The sequence below is a fragment of the Rhodococcus sp. YH3-3 genome (assembly GCF_001653035.1).
Classification (GTDB): domain Bacteria; phylum Actinomycetota; class Actinomycetes; order Mycobacteriales; family Mycobacteriaceae; genus Rhodococcus_F; species Rhodococcus_F qingshengii.
Map to the genome: position 1 here is coordinate 2,468,521 of NZ_BCWH01000001.1, position 25,956 is coordinate 2,494,476.

Annotated in this window: 20 protein-coding genes and 2 pseudogenes; 11 read left to right on the forward strand and 11 right to left on the reverse strand. The window is 63.8% G+C overall.

Features of this window, described 5'->3' with window-relative positions; genetic code table 11:
• Nucleotides 1-22: 22 nt before the first annotated feature.
• The 3 genes from guaB (at nt 23) to YH3_RS11520 (ending at nt 4,689) form a co-directional block, all read left to right on the forward strand.
• Nucleotides 23-1,546: an IMP dehydrogenase gene (gene guaB / locus YH3_RS11510; RefSeq protein WP_003940903.1), complete on the forward strand. Its 1,524-nt coding sequence runs from the start codon at nt 23-25 to the stop codon at nt 1,544-1,546.
• Between the two features lie 27 nt (nt 1,547-1,573).
• Nucleotides 1,574-2,713 carry a GuaB3 family IMP dehydrogenase-related protein gene (locus tag YH3_RS11515; RefSeq protein WP_003940976.1) on the forward strand — a complete coding sequence of 380 codons (1,140 nt, stop codon included), beginning with the start codon at nt 1,574-1,576 and terminating at the stop codon, nt 2,711-2,713.
• A gap of 173 nt (nt 2,714-2,886) precedes the next feature.
• Nucleotides 2,887-4,689, forward strand: coding sequence for a GMC oxidoreductase (locus YH3_RS11520; RefSeq protein ID WP_238592557.1), 1,803 nt, complete (start codon nt 2,887-2,889; stop codon nt 4,687-4,689).
• 20 nt (nt 4,690-4,709) lie between these two features.
• Here YH3_RS11520 and YH3_RS37305 read toward each other — a convergent pair.
• Both YH3_RS37305 and YH3_RS11530 read right to left on the reverse strand, forming a co-directional pair.
• Nucleotides 4,710-6,326: pseudogene (locus YH3_RS37305) on the reverse strand (Ig-like domain-containing protein); the annotation flags it as partial.
• Nucleotides 6,327-6,377: 51 nt separating this feature from the next.
• The gene (locus YH3_RS11530; RefSeq protein ID WP_003940887.1) at nt 6,378-8,147 is read right to left on the reverse strand and encodes an Ig-like domain-containing protein; all 1,770 of its coding nucleotides are present in this window, start codon (nt 8,145-8,147) and stop codon (nt 6,378-6,380) included.
• Nucleotides 8,148-8,514: 367 nt separating this feature from the next.
• Between YH3_RS11530 and guaA the strand changes: the two genes are divergently transcribed.
• On the forward strand, nt 8,515-10,086 hold the full coding sequence (gene guaA, locus YH3_RS11535) for a glutamine-hydrolyzing GMP synthase (RefSeq protein WP_007727510.1): 1,572 nt from the start codon (nt 8,515-8,517) through the stop codon (nt 10,084-10,086).
• 53 nt (nt 10,087-10,139) lie between these two features.
• Here guaA and YH3_RS11540 read toward each other — a convergent pair whose 3' ends face one another.
• Nucleotides 10,140-10,373 (reverse strand): hypothetical protein, encoded by a 234-nt coding sequence (locus tag YH3_RS11540; RefSeq protein WP_042926362.1) that lies wholly within the window; start codon nt 10,371-10,373, stop codon nt 10,140-10,142.
• A complete protein-coding gene (locus YH3_RS11545; protein ID WP_007727507.1) occupies nt 10,370-11,755 on the reverse strand; it encodes a PspC domain-containing protein in 1,386 nt (461 codons plus the stop codon). Before YH3_RS11545 ends, YH3_RS11540 begins: the two co-directional genes overlap by 4 nt.
• Before the next feature lie 236 nt (nt 11,756-11,991).
• On the opposite strand from YH3_RS11545, the gene YH3_RS11550 reads away from it, so the two are divergent.
• The 3 genes from YH3_RS11550 to YH3_RS11560 are packed head-to-tail and all read left to right on the forward strand — an operon-like array spanning nt 11,992 to nt 15,432.
• Nucleotides 11,992-13,272, forward strand: a complete 1,281-nt coding sequence (locus YH3_RS11550; protein WP_037125680.1) for an ATP-binding protein — start codon at nt 11,992-11,994, stop codon at nt 13,270-13,272.
• Nucleotides 13,269-13,928: a response regulator transcription factor gene (locus tag YH3_RS11555; RefSeq protein ID WP_003940972.1), complete on the forward strand. Its 660-nt coding sequence runs from the start codon at nt 13,269-13,271 to the stop codon at nt 13,926-13,928. The genes YH3_RS11550 and YH3_RS11555 overlap by 4 nt, the downstream gene beginning before the upstream one ends.
• Nucleotides 13,929-13,977: 49 nt before the next feature.
• Nucleotides 13,978-15,432, forward strand: a complete 1,455-nt coding sequence (locus YH3_RS11560; protein WP_064443368.1) for an MFS transporter — start codon at nt 13,978-13,980, stop codon at nt 15,430-15,432.
• On the opposite strand, the gene YH3_RS11565 is transcribed toward YH3_RS11560, so the two are convergent.
• From YH3_RS11565 to YH3_RS11590, 6 genes are all read right to left on the reverse strand, one after another.
• The gene (locus tag YH3_RS11565) at nt 15,429-16,637 is read right to left on the reverse strand and encodes an MFS transporter (RefSeq protein ID WP_064443369.1); all 1,209 of its coding nucleotides are present in this window, start codon (nt 16,635-16,637) and stop codon (nt 15,429-15,431) included. The two genes, YH3_RS11560 and YH3_RS11565, sit on opposite strands and share 4 nt — an antisense overlap.
• A 204-nt stretch (nt 16,638-16,841) precedes the next feature.
• On the reverse strand, nt 16,842-18,236 hold the full coding sequence (locus tag YH3_RS11570) for a cell wall metabolism sensor histidine kinase WalK (protein WP_064443370.1): 1,395 nt from the start codon (nt 18,234-18,236) through the stop codon (nt 16,842-16,844).
• A complete protein-coding gene (locus YH3_RS11575) occupies nt 18,233-18,931 on the reverse strand; it encodes a response regulator transcription factor (RefSeq protein WP_058039028.1) in 699 nt (232 codons plus the stop codon). Before YH3_RS11575 ends, YH3_RS11570 begins: the two co-directional genes overlap by 4 nt.
• 75 nt (nt 18,932-19,006) lie before the next feature.
• A complete protein-coding gene (locus YH3_RS11580) occupies nt 19,007-19,648 on the reverse strand; it encodes a phosphatase PAP2 family protein (RefSeq protein WP_064443371.1) in 642 nt (213 codons plus the stop codon).
• A 2-nt stretch (nt 19,649-19,650) separates the two neighbouring features.
• Entirely contained in the window at nt 19,651-20,235 is a 585-nt protein-coding gene (locus YH3_RS11585) for a M15 family metallopeptidase (RefSeq protein ID WP_003940687.1), read from the reverse strand.
• Nucleotides 20,236-20,345: 110 nt separating this feature from the next.
• The gene (locus YH3_RS11590) at nt 20,346-21,023 is read right to left on the reverse strand and encodes a helix-turn-helix domain-containing protein (protein ID WP_003940889.1); all 678 of its coding nucleotides are present in this window, start codon (nt 21,021-21,023) and stop codon (nt 20,346-20,348) included.
• Nucleotides 21,024-21,158: 135 nt separating this feature from the next.
• Between YH3_RS11590 and YH3_RS11595 the strand changes: the two genes are divergently transcribed.
• Together YH3_RS11595 and YH3_RS11600 are read left to right on the forward strand one after the other, a co-directional pair.
• On the forward strand, nt 21,159-21,995 hold the full coding sequence (locus tag YH3_RS11595) for a class I SAM-dependent methyltransferase (RefSeq protein ID WP_047270192.1): 837 nt from the start codon (nt 21,159-21,161) through the stop codon (nt 21,993-21,995).
• Entirely contained in the window at nt 21,992-23,383 is a 1,392-nt protein-coding gene (locus YH3_RS11600) for an FAD-binding oxidoreductase (RefSeq protein ID WP_003940869.1), read from the forward strand. The genes YH3_RS11595 and YH3_RS11600 overlap by 4 nt, the downstream gene beginning before the upstream one ends.
• Before the next feature lie 9 nt (nt 23,384-23,392).
• On the opposite strand, the gene YH3_RS11605 is transcribed toward YH3_RS11600, so the two are convergent.
• The gene (locus YH3_RS11605) at nt 23,393-24,592 is read right to left on the reverse strand and encodes a serine/threonine-protein kinase (protein ID WP_064443372.1); all 1,200 of its coding nucleotides are present in this window, start codon (nt 24,590-24,592) and stop codon (nt 23,393-23,395) included.
• A 227-nt stretch (nt 24,593-24,819) separates the two neighbouring features.
• Between YH3_RS11605 and YH3_RS11610 the strand changes: the two genes are divergently transcribed.
• Nucleotides 24,820-25,710, forward strand: coding sequence for a hypothetical protein (locus YH3_RS11610; protein ID WP_064443373.1), 891 nt, complete (start codon nt 24,820-24,822; stop codon nt 25,708-25,710).
• Nucleotides 25,707-25,956: pseudogene (locus YH3_RS11615) on the forward strand (DNA polymerase Y family protein); the annotation flags it as partial. The gene YH3_RS11610 and the pseudogene YH3_RS11615, both read left to right, overlap by 4 nt.

The window sequence follows — 25,956 nt, forward strand, 5'->3', positions numbered from 1 at the left end:
GTCCATGGAGGGTCCTGACCGCATGAGTAGTTCTGCAGGACATGTACACACCGGAGGAGACGACCCCAACAAGGTCGCGATGCTGGGACTGACATACGACGACGTGCTGCTGTTGCCTGCTGCGTCCGACGTCATCCCGAGCCAGGTCGACACGTCCAGTCAACTGACCCGCGACATCCGTCTGCGGATTCCGTTGGTCAGTTCTGCGATGGACACCGTCACCGAGTCGCGCATGGCAATTGCGATGGCACGCGCCGGCGGCATGGGTGTTCTGCACCGCAACTCGTCGGTTGAGGTCCAGGCAGGACAGGTCGAGACGGTCAAGCGTTCCGAGGCCGGCATGGTGACCGATCCCGTCACGTGTAAGCCGACCGACACGATGGGTGAGGTCGATGCGAAGTGCGCTCGTTTCCGCATCTCGGGTCTGCCTGTCACCGACGACGCCGGCCAGCTGGTTGGCATCGTCACCAACCGGGACATGCGTTTCGAGGTCGACCAGAACCGCCCGGTCGCGGAGATCATGACCAAGATGCCCCTGATCACCGCTCAGGAAGGCGTCACCGCTGACGTGGCACTGGGTCTTCTTCGTCGGCACAAGATCGAGAAGCTGCCGATCGTCGACGGCAACGGCAAGCTCACCGGTCTGATCACGGTCAAGGACTTCGTCAAGACCGAGCAGCATCCCGACGCCACCAAGGACCGTGACGGTCGACTGCTCGTCGGCGCTGCAGTCGGTGCCGGCGATGACGCCTTCCAGCGCGCGATGGCGCTCACCGATGCCGGTGTGGACGTACTCGTGGTGGACAGTGCGCACGGGCATTCGTCCAACGTTCTCGACATGATCGCCAAGCTCAAGCGTGAACTGGGCGAGCGGGTTCAGATCATCGGTGGCAACGTCGCTACGCGCGCGGGTGCTCTGGCACTGGTCGAAGCCGGCGTCGACGCCGTCAAGGTCGGAGTCGGCCCTGGTTCCATCTGCACCACCCGCGTCATCGCCGGTGTCGGTGCCCCTCAGGTCACGGCCATCCTGGAAGCGGTTGCCGCGTGCAAGCCTCTCGGTGTGCCCGTCATCGCAGACGGTGGACTCCAGTTCTCCGGTGACATTGCGAAGGCTCTTGCCGCAGGTGCGTCGACGGCCATGCTGGGTTCACTCCTGGCCGGTACCGCTGAATCGCCCGGCGAACTGATTCTGGTCGGCGGCAAGCAGTTCAAGAGCTACCGCGGAATGGGTTCGCTCGGCGCGATGCAGTCGCGTGGCGAGGCCAAGTCGTACTCCAAGGACCGGTACTTCCAGGACGACGTACTTTCCGAGGACAAGTTGGTTCCGGAAGGCATCGAAGGACGTGTTCCGTTCCGTGGCCCGCTCTCGCAGGTGACGCACCAGCTCACCGGTGGTCTGCGCGCTGCCATGGGATACACGGGGTCGGCGACGATCGAGCACCTGCAGAACGCTCAGTTCGTCCAGATCACGGCGGCCGGTTTGAAGGAAAGCCATCCGCACGACATCACGATGACTGTCGAAGCACCCAACTACACCGCTCGTTAGCAACCAGTACACGAGAAAGGGGCGCGCGTGCGCGACCTCGTTGAGATCGGCATGGGTCGAACGGCCCGACGTACCTACGAGTTGGACGATGTGAACATCGTTCCCTCCCGGCGAACTCGTTCGTCGAAGGAGGTGTCGACTGCTTGGCAGCTCGACGCTTACAGGTTCGACATTCCTGTCCTCGCACATCCCACCGACGCGTTGGTCTCGCCGACTTTCGCGATCGAGTTGGGTAAGCGCGGCGGCCTCGGTGTCATCAACGGTGAAGGCCTGTGGGGCCGTCACCCCGATGTCGAGGAGAAGCTCCGGCGTCTCGTCGAGATCGCCGAGAAGGACGGTGGCGTCGACGCGGCCATCCGCTACCTGCAGGAGCTGCACGCGGCTCCGCTGCAGGCCGGTCTTCTGGCAGCTGCGGTGGCGCAGGTCCGTGATTCGGGGGTCACCACTGCCGTTCGCGTCAGCCCGCAGAATGCGCGCGCACTGACGCCGGAGCTGATCAAGGCGGGCATCGACCTCCTGGTCGTCCACGGCACGATCATCTCGGCCGAGCACGTCGTGCACACCGAGCAGGAACCGCTCAACCTCAAGACGTTCATCTCGGAACTCGACGTTCCGGTTGTCGCGGGTGGGGTCAGTGACCACCGCACCGCGCTGCACCTGATGCGTACCGGCGCTGCCGGTGTCATCGTCGGGTACGGGTCTACCGAGGGCGCAACCACCACCGGTGAGGTCCTGGGCATCGGCGTTCCGATGGCCACGGCCATTGCCGATGCTGCAGCAGCCAGGCGCGACTACCTCGACGAGACGGGTGGACGCTACGTCCACGTCATCGCCGACGGTGACATCGCAACTTCGGGTGATTTGGCGAAGGCCATCGCCTGCGGTGCCGACGCTGCCGTTCTGGGCACGCCGCTGGCCGTGTCCGCCGAGGCGCCGGGTGGTGGCTGGTACTGGCCGTCCGCTGCGGCTCATCCTTCGGTTCCGCGTGGAGCACTTCTTCCGGTTTCCTATGGTGAGCGTCCGAGTCTGGACCAGGTTCTGAGCGGCCCTTCGGACGATCCGTACGGTTCGCTGAACTTCGTCGGTGGTCTCCGTCGGTCGATGGCGAAGGCCGGATACTCCGATCTCAAGGAGTTCCAGAAGGTCGGGCTGACAGTCCGCGCGTAGTTTGTACCTTTCTGTGGCCCCGGTTCTTCGTGAACCGGGGCCACAGTTCGTTGTGCAGGACTTTCTTCCGTTCCTGATACTTGCGGTTACGCTTATGGGGCCCCTTGTGGTGGTAGTCACAAGGGATAGGTGCATACTGGCGGGTAACTACGGTTCACGGTGGAGGTGTCCTGATGGGCAAGCAACGGGCAACGGACTACGACGTACTGATCGTCGGATCCGGGTTCGGCGGAAGCGTGAGCGCGCTTCGTCTCGTGGAGAAGGGCTACAAGGTCGGCGTCATCGAAGCCGGCCGACGGTATGCCGACGAAGATTTCGCGAAGACCAGTTGGGATCTCAAGAAGTTCCTCTGGGCTCCGAAGCTGGGGTGCTTCGGCATTCAGCGCGTGCACCTGTTGCGCGACTGCCTCATTCTCGCGGGCGCAGGCGTCGGCGGCGGGTCGTTGAACTACGCCAACACGCTGTACCAGCCGCCGGAGCCGTTCTTCCAGGACAAGCAGTGGGCGCATATCACCGACTGGCGCAGCGAGCTCACGCCGTACTACGAGCAGGCTCAGAAGATGCTCGGCGTCGTCCAGAATCCGCACATGACGCCCGCCGACGAGATCATGAAGTCGGTCGCCGACGACATGGGTGTCGGCGACACGTTCATCCAGACGCCCGTCGGCGTCTACTTCGGTGAACCTGGCAAGAAGGCGAAGGACCCGTACTTCGGCGGCGTCGGACCCGAGCGCACAGGTTGCATCGAGTGTGGCGAGTGCATGACGGGCTGCCGTCACGGAGCGAAGAACACGCTCCTCAAGAACTATCTGGGCCTTGCCGAGACAGCCGGCGCCGAGATCATTCCGATGACCACCGTGTCCGGGCTTCGTGAGGCTCGCGACGGTTCGTGGGACGTGTTCACCGAGCGAACCGGTGCATTCGGACGAAAGAACCGCCGCACCTACACGGCTGCGAACGTCATTCTCGCGGCCGGAACGTGGGGCACTCAGCATCTGCTCTTCGACATGAAGGACACCGGAGCGCTGCCCAAGCTCTCCGACAAGCTCGGCGAGCTGACTCGAACGAACTCCGAATCCATTGTCGGCGCAGGCAAGTACAAGGTCGATCCCGCACTCGACCTGACCCGCGGAGTGGCGATCACCTCGTCGTTCCACCCGAGCAGCGACACCCACATCGAGCCGGTCCGCTACGGCAAGGGATCGAACGCGATGGGCCTGTTGCAGACCTTGATGACGGACGGCGGCGGCAAGACGCCCCGATGGATCAAGTTCCTCGGTGTGGTTGCGAAGAATCCGTACCAGATGTTGCGCATGTTGACGGTCAAGGACTGGAGTGAGCGCACGATCATCGCGTTGGTCATGCAGAACCTCGACAACTCCATCACCACGTACACGAAGAAGGGCCTGTTCGGTCGACGCAAGGTCACCAGTAAGCAGGGCCACGGTCAGCCGAACCCGACGTGGATCCCGGAGGGCAACGAGGCGACGCGTCGAGTTGCCGAGAAGATCGACGGTGTCGCGGGCGGCACGTGGGGCGAGATCTTCAACGTTCCACTGACGGCGCACTTCCTCGGCGGTTGCGCTATCGCGTCGGATTCCGATCACGGCGTCATCGATCCGTACCACCGCGTGTACGGCTACCCGACGCTCAGCGTCGTCGACGGCGCAGCGGTCTCGGCCAACCTCGGCGTGAATCCGTCGCTGACCATTGCCGCTCAGGCCGAGCGTTCGGCCTCGCTGTGGCCGAACAAGGGGGAGACCGACCTGCGTCCCGCCCAGGGCAGCGGCTACGAGCGTTTGGCTCCGATTGCACCCAAGTCGCCTGTGGTGCCGGCGTCGGCTCCGGCCGCGCTGGAGCCTCCTAGCGACCCGAACAGAGTGCCGAGGTCGAGGCTGCCGGTCCCGCCTCCGGGCCCGCCGTCCGTATCGCCGGGGACGGTCAGGGTCTGCGGCGCGGATGCGGAGGCCGTGTAGCCCGAAGCGCCCACGAATTCGGCGGTGACACTGTAGGTCCCGGAGTTGTAGAACGTCGCCGGTACCGTTGCGACACCGTTGACCACGTCGACCGGTCCACCGATGAGGGTGTCACCGACCTTGAACTGGACCTTGCCCGTGGCGCCGGACGGATCGACCGTTGCCTTGAGCGTCACCGGGGTGTTCTTCTGAACAGTTCCGACAGCGTCGAGAACCGTGGTCGTCTCGACGTCAGCCGGAGCCGGCGTCGTCACACTGACCGGGAATGCCGGGGCAGCGGACGGGGCGAATCCTGGTGAGCCCGTGAACTTCGCGACAACCTTGTGCGTTCCGGTCGAGGTGAAGGTGTACGGAGCGACGGCAACTCCGTCGGTTCCGACCGGAGCACTGACCGTTTCGGTGCCGTCGACGATGAAATCGACGGTGCCGCCGGTACCCTGCGGATCGACCTTGGCAGTCAGGTTGACGTCCTGTCCGACCTTCGCGGTCGACGGCGACACCGTGGCGGTAGTGGTCACGGCGTCCGGCGGTGCATCGGTCGTGACGGTCACGATCTTGGCCGACGCCGACGTCGACGCCAGGAACCCAGGGGCTCCGCTGTAGCTCGCGGTGATGGAGTGCGGTCCGTCCTCGGTGAAGGTCGGGGAGATGCTGGCCGACCCTCCGGTTACCGGCACGGCGTCCTCGAGTGGGTTGTCGCCGTCGAAGAACTGGACGGTTCCACCGTTTGCGCCGCCGCTCACGTTGGCTGACAGGGTGACGGGAGTTCCGTTCTTGGCGTTGGCCGGTCCGACGACTGTGGTGGTGGTTGCCTTGTCCGCCTCGATGATCCGCGTCGTGGCGAGGGGGCCTGCGCCGCTGTTGAGCGGACCGTTCTCGGCGTCACGCGGGGTGCATCGCGTGGGTGCCCAGGCGGTGATGACCAGGGTGGCCTTGGGGAGGAACGTGAGGAAGTTGCGATCGTTGTTCCACGCTCCCGCGCTGCCGCCGGTGCGTACCTTCATCGCGACGTCCCCTGAATCGCCGGCCTTGAGAACTGCCTTGACCTGGGGGAGCTGGAACTGCGTGTAGCCGTCGGCATTGTTGGAACCATCGACGTTCTTGCCGGTCGCCTTGACGACGATGCCGCCCTCGGAGTTGATGCTCGAGCTGGGGCTGTTTCCGATGACCTGGTTGTTTCCGGAGAGGCGCAGAATCGTTCCGTTGGGATCGACGTTGCCGTTCTCGTTGACGCGCAGGATGTTCGGCGCTACACCGCTGAGCCCCGCCGAAGTGCCGGGGACGATGGTGGCTTCCACCAGGGTGGCGTTCGCAGGAACGTCGACGTCGACCTTGATGCGGGAGACGTTCTGGACGGTCGCCCCCGAAGCGGAGCCGGGAAAGGCGATGGGGCCGGGTTGGATGGTGACCTCGAAGGTTTCACCGGCGCCGATGGATTCCGGTGCGTCGACGATGACCGAGCCGGACTGTGACTGCGTGGTCGGACCGGCGACAGCGGACGGGGTTGCCAGGCAACTCGTGCCGAAGGTTGTTGTCACGGGGGCCGCTGATGCGGGGATTCCCGCGAGGATGACGCCACTGGCGAGTGCCGTGGCGGCGATCGGCGCCGCGATGCGACGTCTGGAGTACACGAACATGGATTCTCCTGAGCTGGGTACGGGAGTGGTGTCCAAAGCTGATGTGGGGGACTAGCTTCCGAAGAGCGGGATGAGGCCGCTGAGCGAACCGGTGTCCACGCTTCCGGTGCCGCCGCCGTCGGTCGGTGCGGTGCCGACCTGCACGACCGTCGGGCCGGAGACGGAGTTCTTCCAACCGGCGTCGCCGACGAAGTTGGCAGTGAGGCCGAACGTTCCCTCGTCGTCGAAGGTGTGCGTGAGTGTCGCGACGCCGTTGACGACGGCAACGGGTGCGCCGATGGGCGTCGTGCCGGACTTGAACTGGATCATTCCGTTTGCTGTTCCGGGTGCGACGGTGGCCTTGAGCTGCAATGCCTTTCCGACCTGAGCCGAGCCGCTGACGGTCAGAGACGTCGTGGTGTCGGCGCGGGCGGGTTCGGGATCGGTGACGTTCACAGTGAACGACGTGGACGTGGAGCCGATGAATCCGGTTCCGCCGGAGAACTCTGCCGTCACGGCTGCAGCGCCCGCTGATGCGAAGGTGTGCGGGAGGATCGCGACGCCGTCACCCGTGCCGACCGGTGCGGTACCGACCTCGGCGCCGTCGACCTTGAACGTCACGGTTCCGCTGCTCGGGATGGGGGAGACGGTGGCCGAGAGGTTGGTCGGTTCACCGACAACAGCGGTGAGTGGTTCGACAACGGTGGTCGTGGTTCCCCAGTCGGGATCGCTGACGTCGAGTTGGGTTGCGGTGGAGACGGAATCGCCGTAACCGGCCTCGCCGGTGAACACTGCGGTGAAGCTGTGGGTACCCGAAGCGTCGTAGCTGCGGGTCAGGGAAGCCGTTCCGTTGACTACAGCCACCGGTGCGCCGAGGTTGGTCTCGCCGTCTTTGAACTGCACCGTGCCCACGGCGTTTGCCGGTGTGACGACAGCGCTCACGGTGATGCTGTCACCTACCAGCGCGGCGTTCGGGGCCGAGATCGTGGTGGTGGTGTCCGCGGAGACGTCGACGGTCTGGACTCCGGAGGTCGAGCTGTGGAATCCCGGACCGGCGTTGTACGCGGCGGTGATGTCGTGGGCGCCGACGCTGTCGAAGGTGTGGGAGAGGGTGGCGCTACCGCCCGAGACCGGGACCGGTGAGCCGATGTCGTTGCCGCCGTCCTTGAACTGGACGGTGCCGCTCGCGTCGGACGGCGCAACTGTCGCGGTCAGGTCGACCGGCGTGCCGACCTTCGCCGTTGCCGGTGCAACCAGTGTGGTTCCGGTGGCGACAGACGGGTCGACTACCTGGACGTTGACGTTGATGGGGTTGAGGCCCTGCTGTGTGCTGAAGGCGTTGACGTCGAAGAGCATGCCGCTGTCGTACGTCCCGAATGCTGTGCCGACGGGGACCGTGTAGGTCGCTTCCAGCGTGACGGGTTGGTTCTTCTTGACGACGAATCCACCGACCAGGAAGGTGCAGCCGCTCGAGCACTTCGCGGAGACTCCGCCATCTGATTCGTTGCTGATCGTGGCCCGGTTGGTCACACCCAGGTAGGTGGCCTTGGCGCTGCCCGGCACGAGGACGAATCCTGCGGGCGGGATGTCACGGATCTTTGCGATCGACCGTTCGATGCCGCTTTCGTTGTGCTTGATCTCGGTCTTGTACGTGACGGTGTCGCCTGGGTGAACTGCCGCGTTCCCGATGACACTCTTCGTGAAGATCAGGTTGTCGGTCGTGCCGGTGAAAGTGGTCGGCGGGGCTTCGTCAGCAGTGGCCGGCGTGCCGAGGACTAGAAGTCCGGCGGCAGCCGTCACAGCCGCGACAGGTATGGCGAGTCGTCGTATGAATCGACGCACAGGTCCTCCTCGAGGTGAGCGCCGTTCGGCGGCGCCGGCCGTTTGCGATCGTGATCCTGATCACTTGACGGGCGAGATTACCTTTACTGGACGTTTGGTTCAGGCGAATCGGTCAAACGTCCAGAAAATTCACCCTTCGTCCATTTCGGGCTCTGGCCTGCGATGATGCTGCCGAATTGATTGCCGAAGCTAAGGTGCGGGTGATCGGGGCGCCGTTGACCTGGACGGTGGTCTAGATCCGCGCGAGGTCGCTGCGCAGTTCTGAGGGGCGGCCTTTGTAGTGACGTACCTCGCGCTCGCTCGGTCGAGTAGCGGGCTGAGTCCATGCATGCGCAGAAGCGCTGGCTGCGGCGATTAGACTGCACCTGTGGCAGATATCGAGCAGCAGAGACCAGTTCTTGTCGTCGACTTCGGGGCGCAGTACGCGCAGTTGATCGCACGGCGAGTTCGCGAAGCCAAGGTCTACTCGGAGGTGATTCCGCACACCACGACCGTCGAGGAGATCGTGGCCAAGAACCCCTTGGCTGTTGTGCTCTCGGGTGGGCCCTCGAGTGTCTACGCAGACGGTGCTCCCAAGCTTGATCCCGCACTGTTCGATCACGACATTCCGGTTTTCGGAATCTGCTACGGATTCCAGGCAATGGCAGGCGCCCTGGGCGGCACCGTCGCCGAGACCGGTACCCGCGAATACGGCCGAACCGACATCGCGGTATCCGGCGGATTGCTCCACGACGGTCTTCCCTCGACGCAGCCGGTATGGATGAGCCACGGTGACGCCGTCACCGAAGCGCCTTCCGGCTTCGAGGTGACCGCGACCAGCGACGGTGCTCCCGTCGCGGCGTTCGAGGACCGCGCCCGCAAGCTCGCCGGTGTGCAGTACCACCCTGAGGTTCTGCATTCCCCGCACGGTCAGCAGGTCCTGAGCCGCTTCCTGCACGAGATTGCCGGTATTCCGGCAGCGTGGACGGCGTCGAACATCGCCGATGCGCTTATCGAGCAGGTTCGCGAGCAGGTCGGAGACGGACACGCCATCTGCGGTCTGTCCGGTGGCGTCGACTCCGCTGTTGCTGCGGCTTTGGTTCAGCGCGCAATCGGCGACCGGTTGACATGCGTCTTCGTCGATCACGGTTTGATGCGAGCCGGTGAGCGCACGCAGGTCGAGCAGGATTTTGTCGCGGCAACCGGCGCTCGTCTGATCACCGTGGATGCCGCGGACACCTTCATCGGTGAGCTGGCAGGCGTCACCGATCCCGAGACCAAGCGCAAGATCATCGGCCGCGAGTTCATCCGCAGCTTCGAAGGCGCAGTCAGTGATGTTCTGGGCGAGAACGCATCTCATGGTGCGACCGTCGACTTCCTCGTCCAGGGCACGCTCTACCCGGACGTCGTGGAGTCGGGCGGCGGCACGGGAACTGCAAACATCAAGAGCCACCACAATGTCGGCGGGCTGCCGGAAGACCTGCAGTTCAAGTTGGTCGAACCGTTGCGTCTGCTGTTCAAGGACGAGGTCCGTGCAGTGGGCCGCGAACTCGGCCTGCCCGAAGAGATCGTCGGACGCCAGCCGTTCCCCGGTCCCGGACTCGGTATCCGCATCATCGGTGAGGTCACCCGCGATCGCCTCGAGATCCTGCGTCAGGCAGATTCCATTGCGCGCGAAGAGCTTACGTCTGCAGGCTTGGACGGAACCATTTGGCAGTGCCCGGTCGTTCTCCTCGCCGACGTCCGAAGCGTGGGCGTGCAGGGTGACGGCCGGACGTACGGTCATCCGATCGTGCTGCGTCCGGTCTCGAGTGAAGACGCGATGACCGCGGACTGGACGCGTCTGCCGTACGAGACCCTCGAGCGCATCTCGACTCGAATCACCAACGAGGTTGCGGACGTGAACCGCGTAGTCCTCGACGTGACGAGCAAGCCACCGGGAACTATCGAGTGGGAGTAAAAACAACTGTGCGCCTTTATTAACCCCCCGCGGTTAATAAAGGCGCACAGCAGTTACTTGCGGTTGCGCCGATTCGGCAGAATCACCAGCAGTAGTCCTGCCACGACGGCGGCACCGACGAACAGCCAACGGAATTGAATGTTCGCTGCCGGCGCCAGGGAGAACGGCCCGACCAACGCCCACACGCTGACCAGTAGTGCGGCCAGTCCGGCGATCAGCAGAAGTGCCGAGGGGCGCTTGGATTCTCGGGTCTCGTCGTGCTCTGTGGTCTCGTCGTAGTCGCTCATGATTGCGTCACCTTCAGACTGCCGAACGTTGCTTTGGCGTTGATGGTCAGTGTGGGCGAATCCGGTGTCACATCACGGCCCGGGTGTATTCCGCCGTCGAGGCAACCGGATCCGTCACCCATGACGACGGTGCAGCTGTTCTTGACGTTGACGGTTGGTGGCACCATGACGACGAACTCACCGAACGACGCCGCGACGTCGATGGTCTTGTCCTCGGTGAACTTGACCCCGTTGAGGTCGAGAGTGAAGCTTCCGAAGGCTCCCGAGTACGACGGCTCCAACTCGGAAGCGGTTGCCGGAGTCCATCTTTGCTCACCCGAGGCGTCGAAATCGATCGGGTAGACCAACGAGGCGAGAAGCACGAAACCCACGAGCGGTCCGGTGACGACCAGCAGGCCGTACCCCTTGCGGAAGAATGCCCCGAGGATCAGGCCGAGCGCGATGACGGCGAGTCCGACAGCACCGACTCGGCCGGGAGTGAACCACTCGTTGCCGGTTGCCGCGCCCGCTGCCCCGGTGACGGCGGCGACGATGATCGCGAGTCCGAGCACTGTCAGCGTCCATCGCGAGCGACGCTTACGTGGTGGCAAAGGCAGCAGCGGCGTGGCTTTGACTGCCGGGTCCGGGAGATCCCAGGCGAACGGAGCGACACCGAGCGGATCCCAGGAGGGCGGTGTGATGGCGGCCTCGCCGATCACCTCGGTCGGATTGGCGGCGGCTGAAGCGCTCGGGTCCTTCGACAGGTTGATCGTCGGATGATCGGCCTGAGATTGCGGTGACTGTTCGGCCGGCCGTTCCTCGGGCACGTAGCTGTCGGGGAGTTTTGTGTACGGCGTGTACACGGGCGGCTGATTGGGTGCGAAGTATCCGGGAGTGAACGGCCCGGGCGTGAATCCCGTGCCTGGATACGCGGTACCCGCGCCGACGTACGGTGACGTGCTCTGTGGCAGTGCAGGCGGGACCGGCGCTCGTTGGTAGAGCAGCCACAGGCCTCCGACCATCAGAATCAGCCCGATCAGACCGGAACCACCCAGGCCGACGCCGACAGGCCCGACGGTCGTAGCCGCGATGGCGAGAGCCACCAACAAGACGATGGTCTTGGTACTGGAATCGGAGCTGTGTCCGCGGCCCATCAACGACTGTGCGGGGGACGATCCGTCACCGGCGCGGGCGAGCACCAACCACCCGGCGAGGTAGAGAAGGATGCCTGAGCCGCCGAAAATAGTGGAGGCCACAAACGCGACACGTACCAGAATGGGGTCGATGCCGTACCGGTATCCGATTCCGGCGCATACCCCGGCCACGTGACCTTGTGCCGGCAGACGCACGGGGCGGGTCCGCCACAGATCCTGGATCTGTTCTTGGAAAGTCGGATTGTTCATGAATCAATCCTGGCTTCCGGGGCGGCCTCCGCGCATCAGGGCCAACCCTGATCTTTGTGACGATCGGGGCCAGGGGCGCCGCCCTGATTCAGGGTTGGACCCTGATGTGAGTGCGAGTGGTTCGTGCCAGTATCGACTATGTGCAATATCTGTCAGATCCGCCGTTCGTGAGCGGTCCCGCTCCCGGGTTCACGGGAGGCCCGCCCGTCAACGGGGTACCGGTGCATGCCGTACCCATGAAGAAGGGTGTGCCCATCCCGGGCGGTGTTCCATTGCGAAAGCTGGAGCGGCGCTCCGGCGGTCGCATCGTCGCCGGTGTTGCAGGCGGTATCGCCGATCATCTCGGGATCGACGTCCTGAAGGTTCGAGTCGCCTTCGCGATTCTGGCGGCGATGGCCGGATCCGGCATCGTGATTTACGGCGCCCTCTGGATCTTCACCTCAGCCGGCACGGACACCCAGAAGCCGTCCGCGGCCGAGCGGCAGCGGGCGTACGGCTTGATCGCACTCGGATTGGGCGGCGCAGCCGCGTTGTCCTGGCTGTTCAGCGGCACGGCGGGTTCGGTGCTCGCACCGTTCTTCGTCGTCGCGATCGGTGCCGCTTTGGTGTGGCGCGAGTTCGACTCCGACGGTCCCCGGACCGTCATCGGCTTGCCGCAGCGGCCTACCGTTCTCACGTGGGCGCGGGTGGTCGGGGGAGCGACCTTGATCATCTTGGGTCTCGGCGTCGTCGTCCTCGCTCAGGTCGACCTCGAAGCACTGCGCTCGTCCCTGCTGGCCGTGGTGGTGACGCTGATCGGTGTCGGTTTGTTGACGGTGCCGCTGTGGCTGCGGATGTGGCGGGCTCTCGGCGCCGAGCGTGCGGCCCGAATTCGCAACGACGAACGTGAAGAGATCGCCTCGCATCTGCACGACTCCGTACTTCAGACGTTGGCGCTGATTCAGAAGCAGTCCGACAATCCGCAAGAGGTGGCGCGCCTGGCCCGTGGTCAGGAACGCGAGCTGCGCAAGTGGTTGTTCAGCGGCGGGGATATCGACCACACGAGCCTGACCGAAGGTCTGAAGATCATCGCCGGTGAAGTGGAGGACCAGCATGGCGTCACGGTCCGCCCCGTCACGGTCGGCGACGTACAACTCGAAGGCGAAGGCGTCGAGAACGGTCTGCCCAAGGAAGCGTTCACCGCGCTCCTCGGTGCGACGCGTGAAGCTCTCGTGAACTCGGCAAAGCACTCGGGGGAGAAGGAAATCAATCTTTTCGCCGAGGTCGAGGGCGACCAGGTCAGTGTGTTCGTTCGTGATCGCGGAGTTGGATTCGACGTCAATGCGGTGCCGGAGGACCGTCAGGGTTTGGCCAAGTCGATTCGTGGTCGCATCGAGCGACGGGGTGGCCGCGTCGTGGTTCGATCCGACATCGGAAAGGGCACCGAGATCCGCGTGCACATGCCGCTCGGTGACTCTGCTCTAAAGTGGGACCAGACTGCTGACCGTGTCGACAACCCCGAGGAACAGCCCCAGTGACTTCGCTTGCGCCGCCCCCGTACCGCGTATTTCTTGTCGACGATCATGCAGTGTTCCGCTCCGGGGTGAGGGCGGAACTCTCGCGCGAGGCAGACATGGACGTAGTCGGTGAAGCCGGTGGCGTCGCTGAGGCGATCGCGGGTATCAACTCGACGAAACCGCATGTCGTTCTGCTCGATGTCCACATGCCTGACGGTGGTGGAGTGGCAGTTCTGCGCGGAATCGATTCCGGCCCGGTGTGCTTGGCGCTCAGCGTTTCCGATGCGGCCGAGGACGTGATCGCGGTGATCCGCGGCGGTGCGCGCGGGTACGTAACCAAGACGATCTCGGGATCCGAGCTGGCCGAGGGTGTACGACGCGTTGCCGGTGGTGACGCAGTGTTCGGGCCTCGCCTGGCAGGCTTCGTACTGGACTCCTTCACCGGGCGTTCCAACGCACCCGAGCCGCAACTCGATCCGGAACTCGACTCGCTGACTCCGCGAGAACTCGAAGTGCTCAGATTGCTGGCACGTGGGTACACCTACCGTGAAATCGCCGAGGACCTGGTGATTTCCGTGAAGACGGTCGAGACTCACGCATCGAACGTCCTGCGAAAGACTCAGCAGTCCAATCGCAATGCGTTGACGCGTTGGGCACATCGCCGCCAGATCGACTGAATTCCCGCGCGCTCTTTCGCGATTGCGTGCGAAGGCGCACCATGGACCGATGACGGAACCACTGGCGCTCGTGTCGAAGCGTGGGCGTTGGGTTGTCGCCGCCACCGTTCTCGGCTCGAGCATGGCTCTCCTCGACGGCACCGTCGTCAACATTGCTCTTCCTCACATCGGTGAAGAACTGGGTTCCGGTGTCGCCGGACTGCAGTGGACGCTCAGCGGTTACACCTTGGCCTTGGCGTCGCTGATTCTGCTCGGGGGAGCCCTCGGTGATCGTTGGGGTCGGCGACGGGTATTCGTGTGGGGGACGGTCTGGTTCGCGGTCGCGTCGTTGCTCTGCGGAATTGCACCGGACATCACGTTTCTGGTGATTGCACGAATCCTGCAGGGAGTGGGAGCTGCGCTCTTGACACCTGGCAGCCTTGCCATCATCTCCGCGTCACTTCGTGAGGAGGACCGCGGCGCGGCCATCGGATTGTGGTCGGGTTTAGGTGGTGTTGCCGGCGCCATCGGACCGCTTTTCGGTGGTTGGCTGGTGGAAGTGGCGGGATGGCGATCGGTATTCCTGCTCAATATCCCGCTGGCGATCGTCGTGGTGTGGGCAGCGGTGCGCCATGTACCGGAGAGCCGCGACCCGCATCCGCCCGAGCACCTGGACGTGGTCGGATCTGCCTGCGCAGTAGTCGGTCTCGGCGCACTGACGTACGGGCTGATCGAGGTCAACCCGATAGTCGGGCTGATCGGAGTGATTGCGCTCTGCCTGTTCGTTGTGGTGGAACGACGCTCACCGAGTGCCCTTGTGCCGCCGTCCCTGTTCCGCTCGCGGATGTTCGTCGCGGCCAATCTGGTGACCCTTGCGGTCTATGCGGCGCTGGGCGGTGTGTTCTTCCTGCTCGTGCTGCAACTGCAATTGGTTGCCGGGTACTCGCCGGTGGCTGCCGGCGTCGCAACGGTACCGATCACCTTGGCATTGCTGCTGTTGTCTTCGCGCGCGGGCAGTTACGCGCAGACGCACGGACCGCGGTTGCCGATGACGGTCGGGCCCGCCGTTGCCGCGGTGGGGTTGGTGTTGATGACGCGGATCGGCTCGGATGCGTCGTACCTGACCGTCGTGCTGCCGGGAGTTCTGGTGTTCGGGCTCGGCCTGGCGGTGATGGTCGCGCCGTTGACCGCCGCGGTGCTTGGTTCGGTACCGGTGGAGCAGTCCGGAATCGCATCCGGTGTGAACAATGCCGTTGCTCGCACGAGCCAACTTCTTGCCGTCGCGGCCTTGCCTGCCCTCGTGGGTATCGACGCCGAAAGTCTGGTCGATCCGACGAGTTTCTCCGACGGGTTCCGGTACGCGATGTACATCTGTGTGGCACTGCTGTTGGTCGGTGCAGCGATCGCCGCGACGCTGATCCGAACTCCGACAGTAGAGCCTGTTCAGGAAGCGGATTCGGTTGCCTGCAAGCCGCATTGTGATCTGACGGGACCTGCAGTGCAACCGAATCCGATGAGGGACTAGACGCTGATGTCGCGATCGCGGCTGGGCACCAAGGGAATTGCTGCGGCGGGAAATGCCGCGACTATCGCGAAGGCGAGCGGGTAGCCGACCGCGCCGATCAGCGCACCGACCACCGGGCCCACTGCTGACGCGGCAATGAACTGCCCGGTGTTCTGTGCGCCCAATGCTTTTCCTTGCCATTTCGGCCCGGCAGCTTCGGCCACGGAAGTGAATGCCAAACCGTTGTCGGCGACGCTGATAGTGGTTGCCAGCAGCAGGATCAAGGCGGGAACGCCCCAAGGCGCTGCGCCGGCTGCCGCCATTGCCAACATGACCGCAGACGCGGAGACGGCAACCAACCGCAGCGGGCCTACTCTGCTTCCGGCGCGATCACTCCAGATGCCGACAACGATGCGTCCGAGTGCACCCACGAACTGGGAGATCCCGATCAGGAGCCCAGCGGGCGCAGCGTCCCATCCTTGCTCGCTGATCAGCCAGACCATACCGAATGTCGAGAGGGTGAACTGCGGAAACACCAGCAGTGCCGAGACGACGTGAATGCGCCACAGGAACCAGTTCGAGCGATAAGGGTTGATCGTCTCGACCGGGCTATCTGTGGGCTGGGCTGCCGGCCGCGGGGGATTGATCAATGCGACGGCGCAGATCAGGGTGAGAACGCCGTTGAGAGCTACCGACAGTCCGACGGCCGAACCGATTCCTACGTTCGCAGCGAGAGTCGGGATGGTCAGCGACGCGATGGTCACGCCCAGGGGCTGTGACATCTGCCGGATTCCCATCGCGAGGCCGCGCCGATCCTTGGGAAACCAGCCGACCACAACACGTCCACTGGCAGCGTTGGTGCTCGCCGCAGCCATTCCGCCCAGCAGAAATGCGATCCCGAGGAGGGTGTAGTTGTCGGTGGTGGTCGCGGCCAGCGCGGCGATCGCCGTCAGGCCGAGCCCGATGGAGATGACCCATTTCTCGCCGAATCTGTCAGCCATCGCTCCCCACGCCACCAGCGTGAGAACCATGCCGAAAGTGGGTGCAGCGGCCAGAGTTCCGGCCTGCGTCAACGAGAGGCCGTGTTCGGAATGCAGCAGCGGGATCAAAAAGGCGGGGGTGCTGACGAAGACGGTGCCTGCGGCCTGGGCTGCGACGCCGATTCCGAGCATCGTCCACGCCTTCGGGGAGACGGCCGTCTTTTCCAGCCGCGACGCCTGCGTCATGGTGCCCTCCGATCTCTACGCTGTTCGACGATGCCGACGCTACTCGCGTGGTTTCACATGTTGAAACCAGAATCCCACTATTTGGTCATGCGCGGACGGTTCAGTACGCGGACGGTTCAGGGTGCGAAGTGCCCACCCCTTTTCGAGCGAACGGTACGACGATCGCCTTGGGTGCGCCGAAAGGTACGTTCGCTCGGGAAGGGGTCAGCGACGGGGCAGGCGAACCGTGAAGACCGTGCGACCATCCACCTGGTCCACGCCGATGGTGCCGCCGTGCAAGTGCACGTTCTCGACGGCGAGCGAGAGTCCGAGTCCGCTGCCCTCGCTGCGTCCGCGCGCGGTGTCGACCTTGTAGAACCGCCGAAAGATCGCCTGCCGGTCTTCGGGTGAGATGCCGGGGCCGTGGTCGACGACGGTGATGACGGAGAAACCGGATTCGACGCTCAACTCGACGCGAACCGGGGGCGCTCCGTGGCGCAGTGCATTGCCGACGAGGTTGGCGACGACAATGTCGATCCGACGCGAATCGACTCTGGCGCTGACACTTTCGGGTGCGCGCAGTTCGACGGTATCTGTCCATCCGCGGCTCTCGAGTGTGCGCTCGGTCAATTCGACGAGGTCGACGTCGTCGAGGACGAGGTGCGCTTGCTGAGAGTCGTGGCGAGACATTTCGATGAGGTCTTCGACAAGTCGAGTGAGCTTGCCGATCTCACTGCTCACGATGCGCGCGGCAGCGGCGGCGTCGGGCGGAAGATTGGGGATCTCTTCACGGAGGATCTCACTGACCGGCACCAGTGCTGCGAGCGGCGTCCGGAGCTCGTGGGAGACGTCTGCGACAAACCTTCTCGACTGCTCTTCCGATTCTTCCAGACCTCGGATGACCGCTTCGTTGCGAGCGACCATGTTGTTGAACGTTGTTGTGACCTGGGCGAGTTCGGCTACTCCGTCTTCGGGGAGTCGGACGCTGAGGTCGCCGTCGGCAGCGCGGGCGGCCGCATTGTCCAGGCGTTTGAGCGGACGGACAAGCGTCGACGCGATCCACAGCCCGAGTAGTCCGCTCACCAACACACCGGCGGCGAGGGTGAGGCCGACAGCTCGAAGCAGGTCGTCGAACTTGTCCTGCACTCCTACCAGCGGCCGGATGGTGACGGCTTTGACCAATGTCTCGTTGTCGTAGCTGTCGTCCGTGCTCATGTCCACGACATTGACGGACATTCCCAACATGATGCGCTGGGAGTCGAGCCTCTCGAAACGGATCAGCTTCGGACTGTCCAAACCTTCGTCGAAGCTGGGCGGAATGGTCGCCGCATCCACGGATCCTTGACGGATGACTTCGCCGTCGACGATCAGCGTCATGTCGGACTGGAAGATCTGTTGGAGGTTGGCAGGCGTCAACTCGTCTACCGGTGTTCCGTTGACGTATTGCAGTTCGTCGCGAAATTGTGCGGTCGCGACATCCTGAGCGTTGGAATAGATCCACGACCGTGCCATGAACGAGACGACACCCGCGGTTGCCCCGGCGATGATCACGACGATTGCGATGAACACGAGCACGAGCCTGGTTCGCAGACCGTCGACCTGAAGCCAGGTCGGTTTCATCGGGCTGGGCTGGTGTTGAAGCGATACCCGAACCCGCGCACCGTTTCGATGACGGTCGGTGCGGCCGGGTCGTCCTCGATCTTTCCGCGCAGCCGCTGCACTGCTGCATCGACGATTCTGGAATCACCCAGATACTCCTGGTCCCAGGCTGCGGACAACAACTGTCGGCGGCTCAGGACCTGTCCGGGGTTCTCGGTCAGCGCCAGGATCAGTCGGAGTTCGGTCGGGGTGAGGGTCAGCAGCATCCCGGCCTTGCGGACCTGCAGCGACGACCGATCCAATTCCAGGTCGCCGAACGTCTCTGCACCCGGCGTCGCATCCGGGCGCGTCGTTGCCGGTGCCGAGCGCCGCACGACGGCTTTGATACGAGCGTCGAGGACGCGCGGACTGGCCGGTTTGACGACGTAGTCGTCGGCACCGGCTTCCAGGCCGGCGACGGTGTCGATGTCGTCGGATCGGGCGGTCAGAATGATGATCGGGATCGAACTTCGGGTGCGGATACGTCGGCAGATCTCGTAACCGTCGGCACCCGGCAGCCCGAGGTCGAGTAGGACGAGGTCCGTGGCACCCAGGGCGTCGTCGAAATCACCGTTACCGTCGGGGCGATGGCTGACGTCGTGCCCGAGTCGGTTCAGTCCCAACGTGATTGCCTCGGCCACGGCTGGATCGTCTTCTATGAAAAGAATGCTCACCATGAGCTCACCTTGGACTCGCCATGATCAGGGGCCTTCTGCGGTCGGAGAAATCTCGGTCAGCCAAGGGTACAGGGGTCACACTCGCGAGAGTCGCTCGTTGCCTGAGTCTGCCGGCACCGCATGCCGGGCGACGCTGGTGTTCAACGGAAATGCCGACACAGCGAGGGTGTAGCAGCCGACGAGCAGTAGTGCACCGATCACGTCGCTCGGGCGGTGCCATTGCAGCACGACTACCGAGATCGCGGTTCCGATGGTGATCAGCGCACCGTTGACCGCGACGACCGCCCGCCACCTCGAGGGCGTGACGATCACGATCGCGCAGACCAGAGCAGCTATGGCCGTCAAAGTGCCGCTGGGGAAGGAATTGTGCATCACCAGACCGTTCAGGTCCGGTCGATCCAGCGATTGTTTAAGAACCCAGGCTGTCGTGATGGGACCGAGGGTCACGACGACGACGCGTAAAGCTAGCGCAATCGGGTTGTTGCGCAATGTGATCATGAGCGCCACGAGCACTCCTCCCACTATCAGTATCGGGGTGACGAGGCCGATGAACTCGGCGGAGAACACGCTGAGGCGTTCGGAGGTGGCCGCGCCCACCATGAGTTGTTGGTCGACGATCTGACCACCGGTGGTGTTGACCGCCAATTCGAATTCGACGACTCCGAGGATCAAGAGTGCCAGTGCGGCAATCAGTCTCGCTGGTTTGACTCGTGTCATGATCAGCCTTCCGCTCTCTCGTCCGAGGGGTTGCTCAGTTGTGGCGGGCATTCCCCGCCTGGAGTGGTTGCCAATTCGAAATGCCACATCTCGTTGGCGTAGGTCTGGCAGAGGCCGTAATCGCTGCCGTGCTGAATGAGCCAGTCGTCGGCGTCGGTCGGTCCGATGTCGACGGCCTGTCCACTGACATGCTTGGACAGGCTCGGCGAGTGCACCCACTTGGACGCTTCGTCCACGCTGCCGTACTTGACGACGGCTTCGTCGAACAGTCGCTGTTGGTATGCCGCGGACCGCCAACCCGACGTGACGTGCATGTCCACGCCGGATGCCTGTGCGTCGGCCGCTGCCGACTGGAGCGCCGCGAGCAGTGCGGAATCGAGACGGGCAAGCGCTGGCACATGAGTGTCCTGCAAGCTGATGCCGTCCTCGATCTCGCCGCCTGAAGGTCCTGAATCAGGCTGAGTGGCAAGGTAGTTACCGCTCTTCGGTTGTGCTTCTTCTGTGTACGAGCAGGAGCTGAGCGCGACCGCACCGAGCACGACTGCACCGAGTGCGACGAAGCGGATGATTCCGCGGTGGCTGGGCATACAACAGAGACTTCTCGGTCAGTGTCACCGGCAGGTGGTCACCGTTCGTCGACGGTGTCACGGTCTGCAACAGCTCTGTAACAGGACGGAACGGGGCTGGTGAGCGCGCGCTACGCGGGGCGCGGGATCGACGCGAAAGTCGACAGCTCGAACCACGAAGGCAGGCTACGACGCAACGCAGTAGGCCCAGAAATGGTGACGTCACCGGACCGTATGGCGTCCGACCAGGTCAGGTTACCTCGCCAGATCTCGGTCATCTGTCGCAAGCCCGCAGAGACCGACACTGCAACGTCGAAACCCGGATCGATATCGCACATGTCCACCTCACCGGAATTGATGACGAGCCACCAGTTCCGCGAATGTCCACGTACTCCGGAGAATGCGAAGTGCACCACGGTCTTGCCTTCAGGCACCACGGAATGATCCACGCGGCGATGCATGTCCCACAGCAGCAGTTTCGGATCCAGATCTTCGTCGCCCAGTTCACCGATCCACCTGGTACCCCAGATGCCGAGAGCTTCGACCACAGGGCGCAGTTCACGGCCGGCGTCGGTCAGACGATAGCTGACGACACAGTCGGTTTCTTCTCGCTCCACGATGCCGGCGACCGCGAGTTGGTGAAGCCGGGTCGAGAGCAGAGTCGGTGACATTCGCGGGAGCCCGCGGCGGAGATCGTTGAAATGTTCGCTTCCCATGATCAGTTCGCGGAGGAGAAGCAGTGTCCACCGCTCGTCGAGTAGCTCCATCGCCTTGGCGACGGGGCAGAACTGGTGGTACGAGGACCCCATCTCTCGATCGTAGGCCTCCGGGGTGCTCCGGTACAGATTTCGTACTGGAGAGGAGTGAACCGTCGTCGTAGCGTCGGAGTAACGGCATGAACGCTGTCGGGCTCCGAGTACGAAAATTATTGAAGGAGAACGGTAATGAGTGAATCAACGGGGACTCTCGGGTTGGACCGGGAGCTGAAGGCCAAGCACCGGGCAATGTGGGGGCTCGGTAACTATCCGGCGGTGGCGACGCAGGTCATCGCGGAACTCGGACCTGTATTGGTGCGTGAATGCGGCGTGCAGAAAGGAGATCGGGTGCTCGACGTCGCGGCGGGGTCCGGCAACGCCGCCATTCCGGCGGCTGCGCTGGGTGCGCAGGTGATCGCCACCGACCTGGCTCCCGAACTGTTCGTGGCAGGACGGGAGGCCGCGGCACTCGCGGGTGTCGAACTCGATTGGCAGGAGGCCGACGCCGAGGCTCTTCCGTTCGGCGACAACGAGTTCGACGTAGTGCTCTCGTGCGTCGGTGTGATGTTTGCCCCGCATCATCGGCGCGCCGCGGACGAACTTTTGCGAGTATGCCGACCCGGCGGAAAGATCGGAGTGCTGAGTTGGACTCCGACGGGGTTCATCGGCGAGATGTTCAAAACGATGAAGCCGTATGCACCGCCCCCGCCTCCTGGTTCGCAGCCGGCGCCTTTGTGGGGCGACGAGAACCATGTTCGTGATCTGCTCGGCGATGTTGCCGCAAGGAAAGACGTACTTCGTGTGGACACATTCAGCGGGCCGGAAGATTTCCGCGATTTCTTCAAGAAGAATTACGGCCCGACCATCGCGGTGTACCGGAACATCGCCGGCGATCCTGACCGCACACAGGCGCTCGATCGCGATCTGCTCGAGTTGGCAAAGAAGTACGGCAGCGGAAGCGAGCCGTTCGTGATGGAGTGGGAATACCTGCTTCTCACCGCGACACCCGACGAGGGCGGTGCATGATGACGACGGTCGAGTTCGCGCCACTGAAATCGGCGATCACGGGTTCTGTGTTCAGCCCCCGAGATCCGGAGTACGACGACGCCAGGTCGATCTGGAACGGGCAGATCGATCATCGTCCGGCGGTGATCGCCAGGTGCCGGTCGGCGTCGGATGTATCTGTGGCACTTGCATTTGCCAGAGCCCATTCGTTGGAGGTTTCGGTCAGAGGTGGTGGGCATTCCTACCGAGGTACCTCGGTGTGTGAAGGCGGTGTGATGATCGATCTCAGTGCGATCAACGTAGTCAGTGTCGCCCCGTCCGCGAAGCGAGCCAGGGTCGGTGGTGGTGCGACGATTGCCGACCTCGACGCCGCGACGCAGGAACACGGATTGGCAGTGACCGGTGGAGTGATCAGTGATACCGGCGTCGGTGGCCTGACCCTCGGCGGCGGCATGGGGTGGTTGACGCGCACGCTCGGCCTGGCGATCGACAATCTGGTGTCGGCAGAGGTGGTGCTCGCCGACGGTTCGATCGTGCGGGCCTCCGAGAACGATCACAGCGACTTGTTCTGGGCGCTGCGCGGCGGCGGCGGAAACTTCGGAGTGGTCACCGAGTTCGAGTACCGTCTGAGCGAGATCGGTCCGGAAGTGCATCTGGGACTGTTCTTCTGGGGGATGGAGGACGGACCCGCAGCGCTTCGTCTGTGCCGCGAAGTGGTGCCTGCCCTGCCGAGAAATGCCGGAGCGATGGTTGCCGTCGGTTTGTCCGCGCCTCCGGCACCGTTTGTTCCGGATCAGTTTCACCTGCTGCCCGGATACGCGTTGCTGGTAGCCGGTTTCGGATCGGAAGAGGAACACTCGAACGCGATTGCGCCGATTCGAGAGGGCGTGCCGACGCTGTTCGAGTTCGTCACCCCGCTCCCGTACATCGGTTTACAGTCGATGCTCGACGAATCGGAACCATGGGGTGCATACGCCTATGAGAAGGCCTTGGACCTGGTGGATTTCTCCGACGACGTGATCGATGTTCTGACCGAGCAAGCGGGCAAGAAATCGTCGCCGATGTCCTTCATGCCGATCTTTCCGCTGCAGGGAGCTTTCACCTCCGTCGGCGAGGACGACACTGCGTTCGGTGGTTCTCGCACACCACATTACGTGTGCAACATGACGGCTACGGCCACCGATGCCGGGACACTGGAATTGGATCGATCGTGGGTGCGTGAGACCTGGGAAGCCTTGCGTCCGTTCTCGTCCAATCAAGGCGGGTACGTCAACTTCATGACCGATGTCGACGAGGACCGAGTGCGAGCGTCCTACGGTGCGGCGAAGTACGCGCGATTGTCCGCCGTCAAAGCGAAGTACGACCCGGACAACGTGTTTCACCTCAACGCAAACATTCTGCCCGCGTAGAGCGTCCGGTCAGGCCGTGAATACCAGGATGACGACGATCAGTGCGGCCAAGATGATGACGGCAACCATGCCTGTCATGGCGAGGGGAGCCCAAGCCACTACCTTGTCGCGGGTGCTGGCATCGGCGGGGCCGGTCGGTATCCGCGGCGGCCAGGAGAACATGTCCATGGGGCTGGGGACGTTCCGCAGTGGTGTGTTCTGTTGCACTGCAGGCAGTCCGGTGATCGTGGAGCCGGTCAGGCGATTGCGGCGGTGTGGGTCGGCTAGTTGTGTGGTGCGGTGAGCCCACGCCGGCACGGCGCCTTCGGACGAGTAGACGGGAGCGTCGATCAACTGCTCGATCGTGCCACCGCCCGTCGCGGCTGCAGCGAGCGCGTCGCGTGCCTGAGCCATCGTCGGCCGACGGGTGGGGTCCGGCTCGAGGAGCTGAAGGAGAACGTCGGTGAGCGGTCCGGACTTGGTGGGTCGGTAGATCTCGGCCTTGGCGACACGATGCAGTAGAGCGATGGCGTCCGAGTCGATGCCGAAGGGCGGTTGACCCTCGATCACCGTGTAGAGCGTCGACCCGAGTGAGAAGACGTCACTGGCCTCGGTGGGATCGTCGCCGCGGGCAACTTCGGGTGCAAAGTACGCGGGAGTGCCGGTGATGACCTCGTCCTGGGTGTCGGATACGTCGCTCTTTGCGCGGGCGATGCCGAAGTCACTGATCTTGACGGTGCCGAGAGACTTGCCTCGGTCGGCGATCAGGATGTTGCCGGGCTTGATGTCGCGGTGGACGATGCCGGCGGCGTGCGCCTCGGTGAGTGCCGCAGCGATCTGCGCGCCGATCTGCGCGACCTCCAGCGGTGGCAACGTGTCGGCCAGGTTCATCGCCTGGGCGAGGCTGCGGGCGGGGAAGTACTCCATGACCAACCACGGTTCACCGGACTCGATCGCGACGTCGTACATGGCGATGGAGTGGGGGTGGGTGAGCTTTGCGGCGTTCCTGCCTTCGCGCAATGTACGTTCACGGACCTCTTCGGCCGTTTCGCTGTCGAGGCCTTCCGTGCTTGTGACCTGTTTCACCGCGACGTCACGGCTGAGGAGGGTGTCGCGGGCCAGCCAGACGGCGCCCATGCCTCCGTCGCCGATCTTGGAGCGGAGTCGGTACCGCCCCGCCAGCAGGTATTCGGGCCCGATGCCCCTCCCGGTCTGCTCCTGAGCTGTCACATCTCAAGGTTAATGGATTGATGCCACTGTGACGCTCGAGGCTCCTGTGAACTGGGTTTTTTGCTCTGCTTGACGTGTCGGGGGTGACACGGTTTACTGAAAACAGTTCGAAAATATGTTCGAAATTGCTGTTCGTTGGATGCATGTCAGACCCGACTTCCCCGCGGTTTGCCGGCTGGTTATGGATTGCTGCCGAGTGAGTTTTTCCGGTGTTCCGGAGGATGGGGATGACCGAGGTGACCGAGTTGGTGGAGCTGTCGGCAGATGCGGCGGGGTTGTCCCGTCAGGATCGGCTGGCACAGCTCCGCCGACAGATCGCGTCCATTCCCTCTCGCGGCGATACGTCGTTTTCGGGACCGAGTGTTTCCGTGGCTGGTGTTTCCGGGACAAGTGCAGCAGCCTTCGAGAGTGTTGCCGACCGGGAAATACCGGTCGTGGACCGCGCGCACAAGGCTGGTGTTCTCCCAGTGCCGGAAGGTATCGGGGCATTGCTACCGCAGGGCGGTTTGGTGCGCGGAACCGTGGTGTCCGTCGAGGGCGCTGCTTCCTTGCTTTTGGGATTGGTCGCGTCCGTGACGGCGTCCGGGGGGCATGTGGCAGTCATCGGGCAACCTCGACTGGGATTGCTGGCGGCGTACGAGATGGGTGCGCAACTGGAACGTCTGGCGCTCATTCCGGCGCCTGGGCCGGATCCGGTCGAGATCGCTGCTGTGCTGCTCGACGGTATGGATCTGGTGATTCTGGGATTGGCGGGTGCGTCGGTATCCCCGTCGCGTGCGCGAGCGGTGGTGGCGCGCGCCCGGAGCAAGGGCTCGACTCTTGTTGTCACCGAAGGTCACTGGGACGGGGCCGAAGTTCGGTTGGACGCTCGGGTTCATGGTTACGGTGGGTTCGGTCAGGGCCGTGAGTTGGGGCGTGGTCGGCTCAGTTCCCTGAGCCTCGCGGTTCGTGCTCGGGGGCGCTCGTTCCAGCCCCGGACCACGCGTCTGGACATCTGTAGTGCAGCCGGGCGGGTCGAGTGGGTACCTTCCCGGCCGGTCGAGGCCGTGTCGGAACAGGTGGTGTCGGAGCGGGTGGTGTCGTCGCGGGTGGTGTCGTCGCGGGTGGTGTCACTGTGAGCAGAGTTCTGGCGTTGTGGTGCCCGGACTGGCCGGCGGTGGCAGCGGCAGCGCTTGCCGATCTTCCTGCCACGCATCCTGTCGCGGTCACCTCGGGTAATCGGGTGATCGCATGTTCGGCGACGGCCCGCGCGGAGGGAGTGCGACGAGGCCTGCGCCGACGCGAGTCGCAGGCCCGCTGCCCGGAACTGTATGTGGCGATGGCAGATCCGGAACGCGACGCCAGATTGTTCGAGCCGGTCGCCG